General features: G+C 59.8%; 17 protein-coding genes and 1 pseudogene. 10 read left to right on the forward strand and 8 right to left on the reverse strand.

The features are described 5' to 3' along the window. Window positions 1-157: 157 nt before the first annotated feature. Window positions 158-316, forward strand: coding sequence for an entericidin (locus ACU8HS_RS14500; RefSeq protein WP_112563191.1), 159 nt, complete (start codon window positions 158-160; stop codon window positions 314-316). Window positions 317-329: 13 nt separating this feature from the next. Here the strand turns inward: ACU8HS_RS14500 and ACU8HS_RS14505 are convergent, their stop codons facing one another. Next, window positions 330-1,355 (reverse strand): RluA family pseudouridine synthase, encoded by a 1,026-nt coding sequence (locus ACU8HS_RS14505; RefSeq protein ID WP_113413551.1) that lies wholly within the window; start codon window positions 1,353-1,355, stop codon window positions 330-332. 42 nt (window positions 1,356-1,397) lie between these two features. Between ACU8HS_RS14505 and ACU8HS_RS14510 the strand changes: the two genes are divergently transcribed. Together ACU8HS_RS14510 and ACU8HS_RS14515 are read left to right on the forward strand one after the other, a co-directional pair. Further along, a complete protein-coding gene (locus ACU8HS_RS14510) occupies window positions 1,398-1,790 on the forward strand; it encodes a hypothetical protein (RefSeq protein WP_112705961.1) in 393 nt (130 codons plus the stop codon). A 7-nt stretch (window positions 1,791-1,797) separates the two neighbouring features. Further along, window positions 1,798-2,622, forward strand: a complete 825-nt coding sequence (locus ACU8HS_RS14515) for a TrmH family RNA methyltransferase (RefSeq protein WP_447014617.1) — start codon at window positions 1,798-1,800, stop codon at window positions 2,620-2,622. A gap of 4 nt (window positions 2,623-2,626) precedes the next feature. Here ACU8HS_RS14515 and ACU8HS_RS14520 read toward each other — a convergent pair whose 3' ends face one another. Both ACU8HS_RS14520 and ACU8HS_RS14525 read right to left on the reverse strand, forming a co-directional pair. Beyond that, entirely contained in the window at window positions 2,627-3,787 is a 1,161-nt protein-coding gene (locus ACU8HS_RS14520) for a hypothetical protein (protein ID WP_113413552.1), read from the reverse strand. Between the two features lie 129 nt (window positions 3,788-3,916). Continuing rightward, complete coding sequence (locus tag ACU8HS_RS14525) at window positions 3,917-4,504, reverse strand: DUF1134 domain-containing protein (RefSeq protein ID WP_112563189.1); 588 nt, start codon at window positions 4,502-4,504, stop codon at window positions 3,917-3,919. Between the two features lie 181 nt (window positions 4,505-4,685). Between ACU8HS_RS14525 and chpT the strand changes: the two genes are divergently transcribed. Next, window positions 4,686-5,333 (forward strand): histidine phosphotransferase ChpT, encoded by a 648-nt coding sequence (chpT, locus tag ACU8HS_RS14530; protein ID WP_112562836.1) that lies wholly within the window; start codon window positions 4,686-4,688, stop codon window positions 5,331-5,333. A gap of 113 nt (window positions 5,334-5,446) precedes the next feature. Next, window positions 5,447-5,809, forward strand: a complete 363-nt coding sequence (locus ACU8HS_RS14535) for a response regulator (protein WP_112562834.1) — start codon at window positions 5,447-5,449, stop codon at window positions 5,807-5,809. 124 nt (window positions 5,810-5,933) lie between these two features. Here the strand turns inward: ACU8HS_RS14535 and ctrA are convergent, their stop codons facing one another. Next, a complete protein-coding gene (ctrA, locus tag ACU8HS_RS14540) occupies window positions 5,934-6,635 on the reverse strand; it encodes a response regulator transcription factor CtrA (RefSeq protein WP_112562832.1) in 702 nt (233 codons plus the stop codon). A gap of 436 nt (window positions 6,636-7,071) precedes the next feature. Here ctrA and ACU8HS_RS14545 point away from each other — a divergent pair, with 436 nt between their 5' ends. After that, a complete protein-coding gene (locus ACU8HS_RS14545) occupies window positions 7,072-7,422 on the forward strand; it encodes a flagellar export protein FliJ (RefSeq protein ID WP_112543982.1) in 351 nt (116 codons plus the stop codon). A 117-nt stretch (window positions 7,423-7,539) separates the two neighbouring features. On the opposite strand, the gene ACU8HS_RS14550 is transcribed toward ACU8HS_RS14545, so the two are convergent. Beyond that, window positions 7,540-7,818 (reverse strand): GNAT family N-acetyltransferase, encoded by a 279-nt coding sequence (locus ACU8HS_RS14550; protein ID WP_112562830.1) that lies wholly within the window; start codon window positions 7,816-7,818, stop codon window positions 7,540-7,542. 135 nt (window positions 7,819-7,953) lie between these two features. On the opposite strand from ACU8HS_RS14550, the gene ACU8HS_RS14555 reads away from it, so the two are divergent. Further along, window positions 7,954-8,385: a paraquat-inducible protein A gene (locus ACU8HS_RS14555; protein WP_447015908.1), complete on the forward strand. Its 432-nt coding sequence runs from the start codon at window positions 7,954-7,956 to the stop codon at window positions 8,383-8,385. Between the two features lie 15 nt (window positions 8,386-8,400). Here the strand turns inward: ACU8HS_RS14555 and sciP are convergent, their stop codons facing one another. Continuing rightward, complete coding sequence (gene sciP, locus ACU8HS_RS14560) at window positions 8,401-8,676, reverse strand: CtrA inhibitor SciP (RefSeq protein ID WP_007533628.1); 276 nt, start codon at window positions 8,674-8,676, stop codon at window positions 8,401-8,403. A 399-nt stretch (window positions 8,677-9,075) separates the two neighbouring features. Here sciP and ACU8HS_RS14565 point away from each other — a divergent pair, with 399 nt between their 5' ends. After that, window positions 9,076-9,822 carry a LuxR C-terminal-related transcriptional regulator gene (locus ACU8HS_RS14565; protein WP_113413553.1) on the forward strand — a complete coding sequence of 249 codons (747 nt, stop codon included), beginning with the start codon at window positions 9,076-9,078 and terminating at the stop codon, window positions 9,820-9,822. Between the two features lie 21 nt (window positions 9,823-9,843). On the opposite strand, the gene ACU8HS_RS14570 is transcribed toward ACU8HS_RS14565, so the two are convergent. Next, window positions 9,844-10,560: a sugar transferase gene (locus ACU8HS_RS14570; protein WP_112705957.1), complete on the reverse strand. Its 717-nt coding sequence runs from the start codon at window positions 10,558-10,560 to the stop codon at window positions 9,844-9,846. A gap of 675 nt (window positions 10,561-11,235) precedes the next feature. Next, the gene (gene cysQ, locus ACU8HS_RS14575; protein ID WP_112753728.1) at window positions 11,236-12,033 is read right to left on the reverse strand and encodes a 3'(2'),5'-bisphosphate nucleotidase CysQ; all 798 of its coding nucleotides are present in this window, start codon (window positions 12,031-12,033) and stop codon (window positions 11,236-11,238) included. Window positions 12,034-12,528: 495 nt separating this feature from the next. Here cysQ and ACU8HS_RS14580 point away from each other — a divergent pair, with 495 nt between their 5' ends. Both ACU8HS_RS14580 and ACU8HS_RS14585 read left to right on the forward strand, forming a co-directional pair. Then, window positions 12,529-13,431 carry an ABC transporter permease subunit gene (locus ACU8HS_RS14580; protein WP_112562821.1) on the forward strand — a complete coding sequence of 301 codons (903 nt, stop codon included), beginning with the start codon at window positions 12,529-12,531 and terminating at the stop codon, window positions 13,429-13,431. Window positions 13,432-13,434: 3 nt separating this feature from the next. Beyond that, window positions 13,435-13,662: pseudogene (locus ACU8HS_RS14585) on the forward strand (DUF3382 domain-containing protein); the annotation flags it as partial. Window positions 13,663-13,766 lie beyond the last annotated feature (104 nt).

Here is a 13,766-nt window from a genome sequence, read left to right on the forward strand (position 1 = left end):
GTATGGCGAAACGGGGATTCAAGGTGGTCCCGGCGTTCACGAGCCCGTTATCGGGCCTTGGCCGGCGCCTGCCGCCGGCATTGATTTTACAGGCGGCTGCCGCATTTTTCCAGTGGCGGCGGCACTCTTGCCTGGCCGCTTCGATGAGGGGAACCTGATGACCAGACCAGCTTTTGCCGCCATCCTGCTGCTTTCGCTTTCGGCCGTTCTTTCATCCTGCGCCAATACCGCAAGGGGACTGGCGGAGGATGGGCGCGATACCAGCCATGCTCTCGACAATGCCACGCACCGGATCCTGGGTGCAGGCGCCAAATAGCGGTCGCAACCTCTCAGCCGCGCAGCGCTTCGGCAAGCTCGATCATGTCATCCGGCAACGGCACTTCGAAATGCATCACCTCGCCGGTACGCGGATGCTCGAATTGCAGCATGTAGGCGTGCAGCGCCTGGCGGCTGAACGTCCTGACGACCTTGCGGGCCTCGTCTGGCAGTAGATTGGCCTTGGTCTTGAAGCCGGCGCCGTAGACGGCATCGCCCAGCAGCGGATGGCCGATATGGGCCATGTGAACGCGGATCTGGTGAGTGCGGCCGGTTTCCAGATGGCATTCGACGAGAGAGGCGAGGGCGCTGGCATCCGGGTTTTCGTGGAAGCGTTCGAGCACTTCGTAATGGGTGATCGCCTCGTCGGCATTGTCGCTGTCGGCGCGCTTGACGGCGCGGCGGGTGCGGTCGCCGGTGGCGCGGCCGAGCGGCGCGTCGATCGTTCCCGAGAGCGCGCGTGGACGACCCCAGACGATCGCCTGATAGGCGCGTTCCAGCGGCATGGTGCGGCCGTGATCGGCAAACTGCAGCGAGAGATGGCGGTGGGCCACGTCGTTCTTGGCGACGACCATGACGCCGGTCGTATCCTTGTCGAGGCGGTGCACGATGCCGGGGCGGCGCACGCCGCCGATGCCGGAGAGCGTGTCGCCGCAATGGTGGATCAGCGCGTTGACGAGAGTGCCGGTCCAGTTGCCGGGACCGGGATGGACGACGAGGCCGGCAGGCTTGGAAATGACGATGACGTCTTCATCCTCGTAGAGGATATCGAGCGCAATAGCCTCGCCCTTCGGGGCCGGATCTTCAGGCTCGGGCAGGGTGATCTCGTAGCTGTCGCCGGCTCGCACCTTGCGTTGCGGGTCGGTAACGGGCGCGCCCTTCAAAAATACCTGCCCGTCCTTGATCAGCGCCTTGATGCGGCTGCGGGAAAACTCCTCGCCGACCTGCGCGGTCAGCCAGGCATCGAGGCGGCCTTCGGCCGTCTCGTCGGCGGTCAGGACTTTTCTATTGTCATCTGCTTGTTTAAAGGGGTCGCTCAAGACGCTTCTTCTCCGACGTATTTTTAGAACGGGACGCCATAGATGACGAAATTCGAGCCAGCCGACGACGAGCAGGAAGAAAAGCCCCTCGATCCGGCTATGGAAAATGTCCGGCGCAAGATGGTTCGCCTGCAGATCGTCTCGGGCGCCATCATGTTCGTGAGCCTTATGGCGGTCTTCGGCGCCGTTGTCTACAAGGTGACGCGTGCCGAACCGTCCCAGGCCACGGCATCTGCAGGCTCTTCCGGCGTTCCTTCAGACGCACCGGTAACGGCAACCGCTTCGCTGCCGCTCGGCTTCAGGATCGAGCAGACGTCGCTTTCCGGCGGACAGATCCTGTTTTATGGCACCGATGTCGACGGCAAGCGCAAGGCGCTGGTCTTCGACATCAAGGCAGGCCGGATCGTGGCCAATATCACGCTGTCGGGCAATTGAGGCCGGCATGGCCGCAAAGCCCGTCACGATCGAAAACCCCGGCGACCCGCGGATTGCGGAGTTTCGCGACATCCGCGAGCGCGACCTGACGGGCCGGCAGAACCGCTTCATCGCCGAAGGCACGGTCGTGCTGCGCATGCTTGCCGAGGCGCATGCTGCGGGCCGGGGATTTTCGGCCGAAAAGATACTGCTGCTCCGCAACCGGCTCGAGGGCGTGTCCGAGATTCTCGACCGCTTTCCCGTCGAGGTGCCGGTCTATGTGGCGGATGCCGATGTTCTGGACGGTATCGTCGGCTTCAACATGCATCGCGGCGTGCTCGCTCTCGGGCGGCGGGAGCAGGCGGCGGAGGCTGCGCTTCTCGATGGACTGCCCGAGCGGGCGCTGGTTCTGGTGGGCTGCGGCATTTTCAATCACGACAATGCCGGGTCGATGTTTCGCAATGCCGCTGCCTTCAAGGCGGATGCGATCCTTCTTGACGAGACGTGCTGCGATCCGCTCTACCGCAAGGCGCTGCGTGTTTCGGTCGGCTCGGTGCTGAGCACGCCCTACCACCGCGGCGGGGATGCGATTGCGCTGCTGTCGAGCCTTGCCGAGCGCGGCTTTGCCATCTGGACGCTTTCTCCGCGCGGCGAAACGGACATCCGCCGGATACCGGCTTGCGATCGCATGGCGCTCGTCGTCGGCACCGAGGGCGAGGGGCTGCCGGAGGCAGTGCTTTCCCGGTTCCGCAGCGCGCGCATTCCCCAGTCCGACGGGCTGGACAGTCTCAACGTGGCGACGGCGACGGGTATCGCGCTCTTTGCCATATCCTCGGCGATGGCGCGGATCTGACGGTTCAGCGCTGCGGATCGGCGATGATCGCAGCCGCGCGGTCGGCGAGGTTCACGCGGTCGTTTGCTCCCTTCTTCTCGCCGGCGGCAGGAAGGAGGGGAAGGATCGGAGAGGACGGGCCTTCCTTGAGGGCTGTGAGCGCCACCATGTTGGCGGCGATCGAGGTAATTTCCTCGCGAAGCGCGCCATCGCGTCCCGTGTTGTTTCTTGCCTTGAACAGATGGTCGGCAAGGGCTGCGCTGCGCCGGCGCACATTGTCGCTCATCTGCGCGGCGATGGCGGTGAGATCGAGTTCGGAGGCTTCCGCCTCGCTGGCCGCTTCGGCGGGCAGATCGGCCAGCGACTTGGCGAGGCCGGCATCACGCAGCACCTTGGCGGCCTTGCGCAGTTCGGCATTGGCGGCCTTCAGCTGATCCTTCAGCCTGGCGATTTCCTGCTGCCGGCGGCCGAGAAGAACTTCCTTGTCTGCCGCGGAGGCAGCCTCGCGGGCGGCCTTGTCTTCCAGGCGAATGACCATGTGCTGTTGCTGGCTGAGCTTCTGTTCGGCGTCCTTGGCGCGCTTCTGCAACACGATCATGTCCTGGCGGATCGTATCGCGTTCCTCGCGCAGCGCGTTGGCTCGGAACTTCAGGTTCTCGGCTTCCGTCTCGCGCGCTGCAAGGTCGATCTTCAGGCTGTCCGTCTGTTCCGCAAGCTTGGAAAGCCGCGCACGCAGCGTTTCCAGTTCGCTATCCTTGTTGGAGCCGGCCTGTTCGGCAATGTGCAGGCTGGTCTTCAGCTGGCTGATATAGTTTTCGTCCTTGCGCAGGTGCGAGCGCTGCTCGGCCGCCTCAACCTGCATTTCGCCGATCTGCGCGCGCGCCTCGTTGACTTCGGAGGCCAGTCTGCCGGCATCGACGGCGAGCGCGTCGTGGCGAAGCTGCAGGGAGAGCGATTTCTCGCGTTCGCGCTGCAGGTCCTGCGCCGTGCGGGCATTTTCGGCGGCGTAGAGCGCGCGCACCATGTCCTTCTGCGCCCGCACTTCCTGCGGGCTCAGCGGCATCGTCGCCTTGAGGCGGTTTTCCGTGTACCAGACGATGCGGCGATGGACGGCAGGCGAGATCAGAAAGACAAGAAAGGCCGCGGTCAGGAAGCCCAATCCGAACAAAAGAGCATATTCGATCACGGCGCGGCCATCGATTCGAAGGTTGATACGGGTCAGTCCGGTTGATTAAGCACGCAGCCGCCGCATCGGCAAGGCTGCGCGCACCGGCAGGACCATATTCCCAAGGATATTAGCGCCGGTTCCGGCTTTTCAGAAGGGGTTCCAGGTCGGGTTCGGCGTGATCTTGAGGTAGCCGACATTGATTCCGAGACGGGCGCCGACGCCGGTGCGGATCGGTACGACCAGGACATTGTTGTTCTTGAGCAGCGTCATGCCAAAGCCGGCAATGACATAGGCCGAGCCGCTGACGCCGCCGAAACGCGCATAGATGGAATCGATGGAGGGCAGGTCATAGACCAGCATCATGACGCGGGAGCCCTGGCCGCCGTAATCGAGGCCGAGGGACGGACCCTGCCAGTAAAGCGGATGTTCGCCGGCATTCTTGGTGTTGAGCTGGCCCTCGCCGTAGGTGAGGCCGGCGATGAAGGCGCCGCCGCCTTCCTGACCGAGAATGTAGCCGTTGGGCAGGCCGTATTTCTGGAAGGCGTTTTCAACAACCTTGGCCAGACCGCCGCTGGTGGAGCCGAAGAAGGAGTGGCCGGCATCGACGATCTCCTGCATCGTGTACTGGCCGTTGTCCTGCGCGGCAGCCTGTCCGGCCACGACCACCGAGGATACCATGATCGCGGTCAGCAACCTGCAGAAGCCGATAAATCTTCCGAGAAATTGGAGGCGCATGATGTCATCCATTCGTCATTGTCAGAGGCATTGGCATTTGATGCATTTTGCGCCGATCGTCTTAACAATCGGTTTACCAAATATGGTGTCATTATGGCGATGAGTACGGTCGCAAACTTCGCGCAATTTTGATCAGGCACACTACCGGGTGGAATGACACTGCCGCCCTCAGGAGACGATGATGTCCAAGAACCCGAATCTCACTCTGTCCGGCCCGGACCTGGCAGCACTTCTGTGCAGCCGCGTGTGCCATGACGTGATCTCGCCCGTGGGCGCGATCAACAACGGCCTGGAGCTTCTGGACGAAGGCGGAGCGGATTCGGACGCGATGGATCTCATCCGCACCAGCGCGCTCAATGCTTCGGTTCGCCTCAAATTCGCACGTCTTGCTTTCGGTGCCTCCGGTTCCGTCGGCGCCTCGATCGATACCGGCGAGGCGGAACGCGCCGCCAAGGACTTCGCGGTGGCCGAAAAGAAGACCGAGGTGACATGGAACGGTCCGCGCGCGATCGTCGCCAAGAACAGGGTCAAGCTGCTCCTGAACCTCTTCCTCGTCGCCTATTCCTCCATCCCGCGCGGCGGCAGTCTGGATATCACGCTGGAAAATCCGGAATTCGATGCGAGCTTCACGCTTGTCGCCAAGGGCAAGCTGATGCGCGTGCCGCCGAAATTCATCGAAATCGCCACCGGCACCGTCGAAGAGGCGATCGATGCGCATTCGATCCAGCCTTACTACACGGTGCTGCTGGCGGAAGAATGCGGCATGGTCCTGGATCATGTGGTTGGCGCCGAAGAGATCGTCTTCACTGCCAAGGTCGCTGCCGCGTAGTTCACCGATTGCTGATCGAAGCGGCGGCGGTAACGATTCCTTAGCCTGATCGACCTATCTTCGAAGGTTAGGAAGGCCCTCGACGGAGACGGCGCGAGGGGTAAGGAGCTGCCATGCAGAGATTCATGATCACCGACAGTTCGGACATCGTTCGTAAGGTCGGCAAGCGAATCCTTTCCGAGCTCGATTTCCTGGTCAGCGAAGCGTCGAATGCCGAAGAGGCGCTGCAGCGCTGCCAGGCCGAACTTCCCGAATATCTGATCGTCGATTCGGGCATGGAGGGAGCGCTCGATCTCATCGCTGCCATCCGCGCCATGGATGGCGGCAAAGAGGTGAAGATCTATTATTGCGTCATCGAGGCGGATCTCAAGAAGCTGATGGCCGGCAAACGGGCCGGGGCGACCGACTTCCTGCTCAAGCCCTTCGACCGCAAGATCCTTACCGCCGTGTTCGGAAATCGGGCAATCGCCGCCTGACGGGCCGCGCCAATCGTTAACGGGAGCCGTCCTTCGGGGCGGCTTTTTCATTTCGCGATAGCCGCGCCCAAACAAAAATCCCGCCACAAGGGCGGGACTTTCAAGGATAAGGGGATTCGGCGGATCAGGCGGTTTCGGCGTATTCGGCACCATCGGGCTCGCGCAGCACATAGCCGCGGCCCCAGACGGTTTCGATATAGTTGGCGCCGCCGGCAGCATTTGCGAGCTTCTTGCGCAGCTTGCAGATGAAGACGTCGATGATCTTCAGTTCCGGCTCGTCCATGCCGCCGTAAAGGTGGTTCAGGAACATTTCCTTGGTGAGCGTGGTGCCCTTGCGGAGCGAGAGAAGCTCCAGCATCTGGTATTCCTTGCCCGTCAGGTGCACGCGCTGGCCGCCGACTTCGACGGTCTTGGCGTCGAGGTTGACGATGAGCTCGCCCGTGACGATGACCGACTGGGCATGGCCCTTGGAGCGGCGGACGATGGCGTGGATACGGGCGACGAGCTCGTCCTTGTGGAACGGCTTGGTCATATAGTCGTCGGCGCCGAAGCCGAGACCGCGAACCTTGTCTTCGATGCCGGCCATGCCCGAAAGGATGAGGATCGGCGTCTTGACCTTCGACAGGCGGAGAGTGCGCAGCACTTCATATCCGGACATGTCGGGAAGGTTCAGATCGAGAAGGATGATGTCGTAATCGTATAGCTTGCCCAGATCCACGCCTTCTTCGCCGAGATCCGTCGTATAAACATTAAAACTCTCAGATTTGAGCATCAGTTCGATGCTCTGCGCCGTAGCGCTGTCATCCTCGATGAGAAGTACCCGCATAATTATCCCCTTTACCGCCGCCGAAAGGTGGCATGGCCCCCTACGCGATACCGAATAAGCTACGTGATTTGGAAGCTGCCACGAAATGGTTAACAAATTCTAATTCACTCTGGCAAGGAGTATCGAATTTATTAAATAATTTTTCCATTTCTCTGTTTTCCAATGGGAATCTCAAAACCCTATTCTCAACTTCGACATTAAGAAACAGCGCTAAGTGATTCATCCGACTCGCTAATGAAAAGGTTCGGTTTTCCTGTCCTGGCATTTACCGAGCCTTAAATCATCGGGCCTATCATTAACGATGCCCGTAAACGAAAGGTTACCAGCGGTAGGTTTTTGTTAATATCGCAGGAAATTTTTCGGCAAACCGTGTCAAAGCGGCGCGCAAGGGCGGTTTCAAGTTGAGCCGGGGTCTCGCATCACGGGAGTAATGCGTATGAAGTCGCGAGAGAGCCTCGTTCGCCTGAAGGAGTTTCAGGTTAACGAAAAACGTCGTCAGCTGCAGCAATTGCAGATGATGATGTCCGAATTTGAACGGATGACGAAGGATCTGGAGAGCCAGATCGTCGTCGAGGAAAAGAAGTCCGGTATTTCCGACCCGAATCACTTTGCATATCCGACCTTCGCCAAGGCCGCACGTCAGCGTGCCGACAATCTTCAGGTCTCGATCAAGGAACTGAAGGTTCAGGAGGAGGCGCTGGAACTGGCGCTCGAGGAAATGCAGGCGGAATATGCCAGGGCGACGGCGCTCGAAGAGCGCGACGGCGCAGTCCGCGCCAGGGCCTGACGATACTGCGGGCGCCGATGCCCGGCGCCTTGGGGGATTAACACAGAAGCCATGCATGACGGGCGCGGTGTCCGTCATGCATGGCTTTTGGTGTTTCTGCCGCGCCAGGCGGCTTTCTCAGTTCACCACGTCGTTCCATTCGGGGTGGCGCTGCGCCTGTGATTTGAAGAAGGGGCACAGCGGGATGATCTTCCAGCCGCCCTTGCGGGCCGCCTCGACCGCATGAAGGGCGAGCGCCTGGCCGACGCCCTTGCCGCGCAAAGCGTCCGGCACGCCGGTATGATCGATGATGATAAGTTTCGGCGATGTGCGGGAATAGGTCATTTCCGCATCATGGCCTTCCACAGTCGCAACGTAGCGGCCGCCGGAACCGTTTTCCTCAATCCTGATATCCATGCCTGTCTCCTGAAGAATTATATGGCCGGAAGCGTGACATGGCCGCATCGGCATGCCAAGCGTGGCGGCAGGAGACAGTGTGTTCAAAAGGGGAGGGGAAACTTGAACAGGCTTGCGGCGATCCGGCCCGTTCTCATGGTAGCGGCGCCGTTCCTGCTGGCGCTCGGCCTTGTGCTTCCGCTCATCCGTTTCGAGAAGCTCTGGTTCTTCGACGAGACGCCGTCACTCCTGCAGATCGTGGCTTTGCTCTGGACCGGCGGCGACATGGCGCTTGCTGCGCTCGTTGCGCTTGTCTCGATCGTGCTGCCGGTTCTGAAGATGATCGGGATCGCGGCTGAATCGGAGGCTGCCGGCGGCACCGGCAGCCTGTTTTATCGCAATGTCGTGCCGCATCTGTCCAAGTGGTCTATGATGGATGTGCTGCTCGTCGCGATCGTGATTGCGGCGGCGAAGACGACGGGACTTGCGAATGCGTTTACGCAGCCCGGCCTCTGGTGTTACGCGGCCTCGGCAATGATTTCGGGCCTTCTTCATTCCCTCAAGGGAAATGCGTCCGGCCCGAAATAATCAGCGAATGGTGGCTCAGTGGCGGTATTGCTGGATGCGCGTGGTGCGCAGGCCGGCAAGGCCATGGCTGTTGATGGAGGACTGCCAGGACAGGAATTCTTCGACAGTGAGCGTGTACCGCTCGCAGGCTTCTTCCAAGCTCAACAGGCCACCGCGAACTGCCGCGACAACCTCTGCCTTCCGGCGGATGACCCAGCGCCGCGTATTGGGCGGCGGAAGATCCGCAATCGTCAGGGGGCTGCCATCGGGGCCGATGACATATTTCACTCGGGGACGTATCATTTCGGTCATTGGACTCTCTACACAACGCAAGACCACGGGCGCCACTCTAACTTGCCACATTTAAAAATTGCCTAAACGCATCGTAAGACTTTGATAACAAATTTAGACGCGCGCCCGGACGGCTGATTTGCGGGTGCCTGCCGTTACGTCAATTTGAGGCGGCTGCATGGGAGCCATGCGGAATAAATGTTACATATTCTTCCCGCACAATCTTATAAGCGCTGCAACATAAGTATGAGCGCAAAGACTTCGTTTCCGCTCTTCTCGCAGTATCAATAAAGATTGCCGTTTGATTGCTTCGTGTCCTTCGGATGCGGGGCAAATGCCGTCTTTCCGATCGTCCGGCGCGTCCAATCCGCGGCCGGTTGCGAGGCAGAGCCGAAGCCAGGCCCGTGAAGGAACTCGAGAATGAAGAGACGTGAACGCGCAGTCCGCGACTGCGCCGATGATGCCGCATTTTCTGCGTCCGAGGCCCGTTTTGGCGGCGTTTCCGCCGTCGACGGCCCAAGCCGCCTGGACGCGCTGGCGAAGGCCGCCGGGTTCGAATATTACCTGTTTTCCGTCTTCCCGCGCGGGGACCGCACGGCCTTTCTCGAAAACAAGCTGGTCAGCAACTGGCCGCAGAGCCTCATCAATTTCTATGAGGAGGCGGACCTCTTCTATTGCAGCAAGCTGGTCGCCGTCATGAAGCGCACGATCATGCCTGTCTTCTGCGAGGAGGGGCCTTTCGGCGGCAATGCGGCGAATCAGGAAAACCGCCGTCTCAACACGATGTTTCAGATGCACGGGCTGCAGCGCACCTTCGCGCTCGCGCTGCACGACGCTGACCTGAAACAATACATATTCGCTTTTTCGGGCGCGCGCGCCATGCCTTCCCACGAGGAGGCGATGGCGTTGCTCTATGGCTGCATGGAGCTCCTGGACACGCTGCCGGGCGACGAGAAGCCGGAAGACCGGCCATCCGAAACGCTCACCCGGCGCGAGATCGAATGTCTGCGCTGGTCGGCTGCAGGCAAGAGCAGCGACGAAATTGCGATCATTCTCGACCTGTCGTCGCATACGGTGGTGGGATATTTGAAGAGCGCGATGCGCAAGCTGGATTCGGTCAACCGCATGCAGGCGGTTGCCCGGGCATTCCGGTACCGGCTGCTGTAACAGCCGATACCCTTTATTCCATCAGAAGCCTTTGCCGCCGTTCAGCTCGGAAATCAGCGTTCCGACGATGATGCGCATGTCCATCAGCAGCGAGAAGTTCTCGACATAATAGAGATCGCTGGCGATGCGGGCGCGCGCCTTGGCCGGGCGGTCCGTCGGGCCGCGCAGGCCGCGCATCTGCGCCAGGCCGGTGATGCCCGGACGCATGGCGTGGCGGTGATGATATTGTGGAACGAGTTCTTCGTAGAGCATGCCGCCGGCACGCATGCCGATCGCGTGGCAGCGCGGTCCGACGACCGACATGTCGCCCTTCAGCACGTTGAGAAGCTGCGGCAGCTCGTCAATGTTCGAGCGACGCAGGAAGGCGCCGACGCGGGTGACGCGGGGGTCGTTCTTGACCGTCTGCGCGACGCCGGTGACGTCCTGCATGTCCGTGCGCATGGAACGGAACTTGTAGACCTTGATGGCGCGGCAGTTCTTGCCCCAGCGCGTCTGCTTGAAAAGAACGGGACCGGGGCTGTCCATCTTGATCAGGGCTGCGACGACCAGGAGCAGCGGGGCAAGCACGATGAGCGCGCTGATCGAGGCAAAAATATCGAAGGCTCGCTTCAGCACGAACTGCACCGAGGCGGGGGGCGGAACGATGCTGTCGAGTGCGGTAACTGGGAACCTCGCGTTGACCTGACGAACAGGCGTAACGCGAAAGCTCTCTTCAGAAATACTTTTGTTAAGGTCCATGACGCTCAAGGATCTACCCTTTGTATTTTGAAGCTTTCGGCGGTGTCATTCGCTGGCTTGGTTAGCGCCAGAATAAGGCGCGACAATGTTAGGCGACGTTTAACCCTACTACATCCTAAATTTGCGACATTTGTTTAACCGAGTCCAGAGAAATTTCGCATCGCAGCAAACTTCGCAGTTGCGTTAAGTTTATGCAAAATCAGGAGTTTTATTTTTCAACCGGGATTTTTATTAGGAATTTTATGTGTTTGGCAGATTCGGGACAGCAAACGACGGTTGTGATGGTTGTGGCCTACACCGTACCAAAACGTGCCATTCCCGTCGCCGCCAAGGCGATCCTGGCCCTGCCGGAATGGAATTGGTCGTCTATTGTGCCGGAATGGGAGCGAGGGGAGGCGGCCGGAACCAACCTTCCGAAACTATGGTCTGACTGTCACAATTATGTCTGCCCGTCGCGGCGATGTTACCGAAGTCACATTGGCGCGGCGGCGCGGATTGTGGCGACATTGTGTCGAGGCGCATGCGGCCGCAAGGTGGCGCACGGGTTATCGAGGTGAAAAGCGGAGACGGAAATTGCCGGGTGATTCTCCCGGCCGGAAACATCCGGGCTCGGGTGCCCGGCAGTCGCGCGGAACAATGCCGCGACAAAGGCAAAGACGCCGGGGGCGGCGATCGTTATGCCTGCTCAAGCACAGGCTTGGTGCCGCCCCAGGAGACGAAGTGGGGATTTGCGAAGTCGAAATCGGCAGCCGCACCGGTCTTGCCGTAGATGAGCGGCCGGCCGTCCATCGTCACGGTCGAACCGCCTGCTGCGCGCAGCACTGCGTCGCCGGCTGCGGTATCCCACTCCATCGTGCGGGTGAAACGCGGGTAGACGTCGGCCTTGCCTTCCGCCAGCAGACAGAATTTCAGGGACGAGCCGATATTGGTGCATTTGGAGATCGCATGTTTCGCAAGGAAGAGGCCGGTCTCGGGACTGTCGTGCCGAAAGCTTGCGAGCGCCAGGGTTTCCGCTGGCCGCTTGCGCACTTTGATCGGCATTCTTGCCTTTATGGCAAAATTCTCGTCGATCACCAGCTTTTCTGCATGCGCGCGCTCGCCGGAAAATGCGATGCCGAGGGCCGGGGCAAAGACAATGCCGGCGACGGGAGCGCCATTTTCCACATAGGCGATGTTGACCGTGAATTCCTGGCGCTTGTCCAGGAATTCCCGGGTGCCGTCGAGAGGATCGACGAGGAAGAACGACTTTCCGGCGATGTCGGGCACCTTGCCGGCGGCCACCGATTCTTCGGCGATGACGGGGATGTCGGGGAAATCGCGTTCCAGATGCGTCAGTATGATGCGCTCGGCCTCCCGGTCGGCGACCGTCACGGGGCTTTCGTCAGCCTTCATTTCCACCGGGCAGCCGTTGCAGAAGACCTCGATGATGGCCCTGCCGGCTTCGAGCGCCGCCCGTTCAAATGTGCTCAGCATGATCCTGCCGTTCGTCCGCGAATTCGCCTTGAGACTGCTGCGCCTCATATAGTGCATGGGAGCCGTTGCCGCATCCCCTTGCCGGGAAGCTGCAACTCTAGCACAGGCTCGCGGGCCGGTACAAAGCGCATCGTGAGCGATGCTCATGAAATGGCATTCGCAATTGCCGGCATCCCGGAGGCTGAAATTTCGCCATCTTCCTTATTTGTGGAATAGATTACGCACGAGGCGGGTATTTCCTGACCGGGTTCGCGCCAAAAGATTAATGGCTCTGGCTAAAAATTTGCCATTTCATGCCGTTTTTGTGTGGATTTTGGTTCGAATTGCGCCATTTAAGCCTGTTTGCCCAAAATTCTGGCCCAGTAAATCCTTTTTGTCTTCACATTTCCGACGAAACCGCTATGCAATGCGACTAGTGGCTCGTGTGAAAGCACGTGCGATAAAACCAATAAGAGATGCAACTTAAATTTGGTTCGCATCCAGGGGAAATGACATATGGAGTATTTCGTCCAGCAGCTCTTCAACGGGCTGACTCTCGGATCCATCTATGGCCTTGTGGCTATTGGCTATACGATGGTTTACGGCATTATCGGCATGATCAACTTCGCCCATGGCGACATTTTCATGCTTGGTGGTTTCGCTGCTCTTATCGTCTTTCTCGTTCTCACATCCATCTTTGCAGGTCTTCCGGTAGCCGTGCTGCTGCTGGCAATGCTTGTGGTCGCGATGCTGATGACGAGTTTGTGGAACTGGACGATCGAGCGCGTCGCCTACCGTCCGCTGCGCGGTTCGTTCCGCCTGGCGCCGCTGATTACCGCGATCGGCATGTCGATCACGCTGTCCAACTTCATCCAGGTCACGCAGGGTCCGCGCAACAAGCCGATCCCGCCGCTCGTCGGCACGGTCTACAATATCGGCGGCATTTCGATCTCGCTGAAGCAGATCATCATCATTGTCGTGACGGTCGTCCTGCTTGCCGCCTTCTGGTATCTCGTCAACAAGACGGCGCTCGGGCGCGCCCAGCGCGCCACCGAACAGGACCGCAAGATGGCGGCTCTGCTCGGCGTCAATGTCGATCAGACCATTTCCATTACCTTCGTCATGGGTGCGGCGCTCGCTGCCGTCGCCGGCACGATGTTCCTGATGTACTACGGTGTCGCGTCCTTCACGGATGGCTTCATCCCGGGCGTCAAGGCCTTCACCGCAGCCGTTCTCGGCGGCATCGGCTCGCTGCCGGGCGCCGTTCTCGGCGGGCTGATGATCGGCCTCATCGAATCCCTGTGGTCGGCCTATTTCACCATCGCGTACAAGGATGTCGCCACCTTCGCCATCCTTGCATTCGTGCTGATCTTCAAGCCGACGGGCATCCTCGGGCGACCGGAAGTCGAGAAAGTATAAATCATGGCAAACATCGACACTTCTGCGGGTAAGCCGTGGTCTTCGATTGTCCAGAAGGGGTTTAAAGAAGCCTTCCTTACTGGCCTCATTTCGCTTGGCTTGTTCGTTCTCTATATCGGTCTCGGCACGCAGCAAAACATAAACAACGAGCTGATCGTTGTTCAACGCTGGGGCCTACTGGCAGTTTTCGTGCTGATTGCGGCCGCTGGTCGTTTTTTGGTCGTTATCTTCAAGGCGAGGCCAGGTCTTTTTGCCAGGGTCATGCGTATTGCATTGCCTGTGGTGATTTTGCTGATCGTGGCATTCATTGCCGCCGACTTTGTTCAGAAGGAACA

Source organism: Rhizobium sp. KDH_Rht_773_N (assembly GCF_052946295.1).

Bases quoted from the DNA above. Each gene is read 5' to 3' on its own strand.
- ACU8HS_RS14525 (WP_112563189.1), bottom strand. From the start codon at position 4,504: ATGCGCCTCCAATTTCTCGGAAGATTTATCGGCTTCTGCAGGTTGCTG.
- ACU8HS_RS14550 (WP_112562830.1), bottom strand. From the start codon at position 7,818: ATGGATATCAGGATTGAGGAAAACGGTTCCGGCGGCCGCTACGTTGCG.
- chpT (WP_112562836.1), top strand. From the start codon at position 4,686: ATGTCCAAGAACCCGAATCTCACTCTGTCCGGCCCGGACCTGGCAGCA.
- ACU8HS_RS14535 (WP_112562834.1), top strand. From the start codon at position 5,447: ATGCAGAGATTCATGATCACCGACAGTTCGGACATCGTTCGTAAGGTC.
- ACU8HS_RS14510 (WP_112705961.1), top strand. From the start codon at position 1,398: ATGACGAAATTCGAGCCAGCCGACGACGAGCAGGAAGAAAAGCCCCTC.
- ctrA (WP_112562832.1), bottom strand. From the start codon at position 6,635: ATGCGGGTACTTCTCATCGAGGATGACAGCGCTACGGCGCAGAGCATC.
- ACU8HS_RS14565 (WP_113413553.1), top strand. From the start codon at position 9,076: ATGAAGAGACGTGAACGCGCAGTCCGCGACTGCGCCGATGATGCCGCA.
- ACU8HS_RS14545 (WP_112543982.1), top strand. From the start codon at position 7,072: ATGAAGTCGCGAGAGAGCCTCGTTCGCCTGAAGGAGTTTCAGGTTAAC.
- sciP (WP_007533628.1), bottom strand. From the start codon at position 8,676: ATGACCGAAATGATACGTCCCCGAGTGAAATATGTCATCGGCCCCGAT.
- ACU8HS_RS14570 (WP_112705957.1), bottom strand. From the start codon at position 10,560: ATGGACCTTAACAAAAGTATTTCTGAAGAGAGCTTTCGCGTTACGCCT.
- ACU8HS_RS14500 (WP_112563191.1), top strand. From the start codon at position 158: ATGACCAGACCAGCTTTTGCCGCCATCCTGCTGCTTTCGCTTTCGGCC.
- cysQ (WP_112753728.1), bottom strand. From the start codon at position 12,033: ATGCTGAGCACATTTGAACGGGCGGCGCTCGAAGCCGGCAGGGCCATC.
- ACU8HS_RS14515 (WP_447014617.1), top strand. From the start codon at position 1,798: ATGGCCGCAAAGCCCGTCACGATCGAAAACCCCGGCGACCCGCGGATT.
- ACU8HS_RS14555 (WP_447015908.1), top strand. From the start codon at position 7,954: ATGGTAGCGGCGCCGTTCCTGCTGGCGCTCGGCCTTGTGCTTCCGCTC.
- ACU8HS_RS14580 (WP_112562821.1), top strand. From the start codon at position 12,529: ATGGAGTATTTCGTCCAGCAGCTCTTCAACGGGCTGACTCTCGGATCC.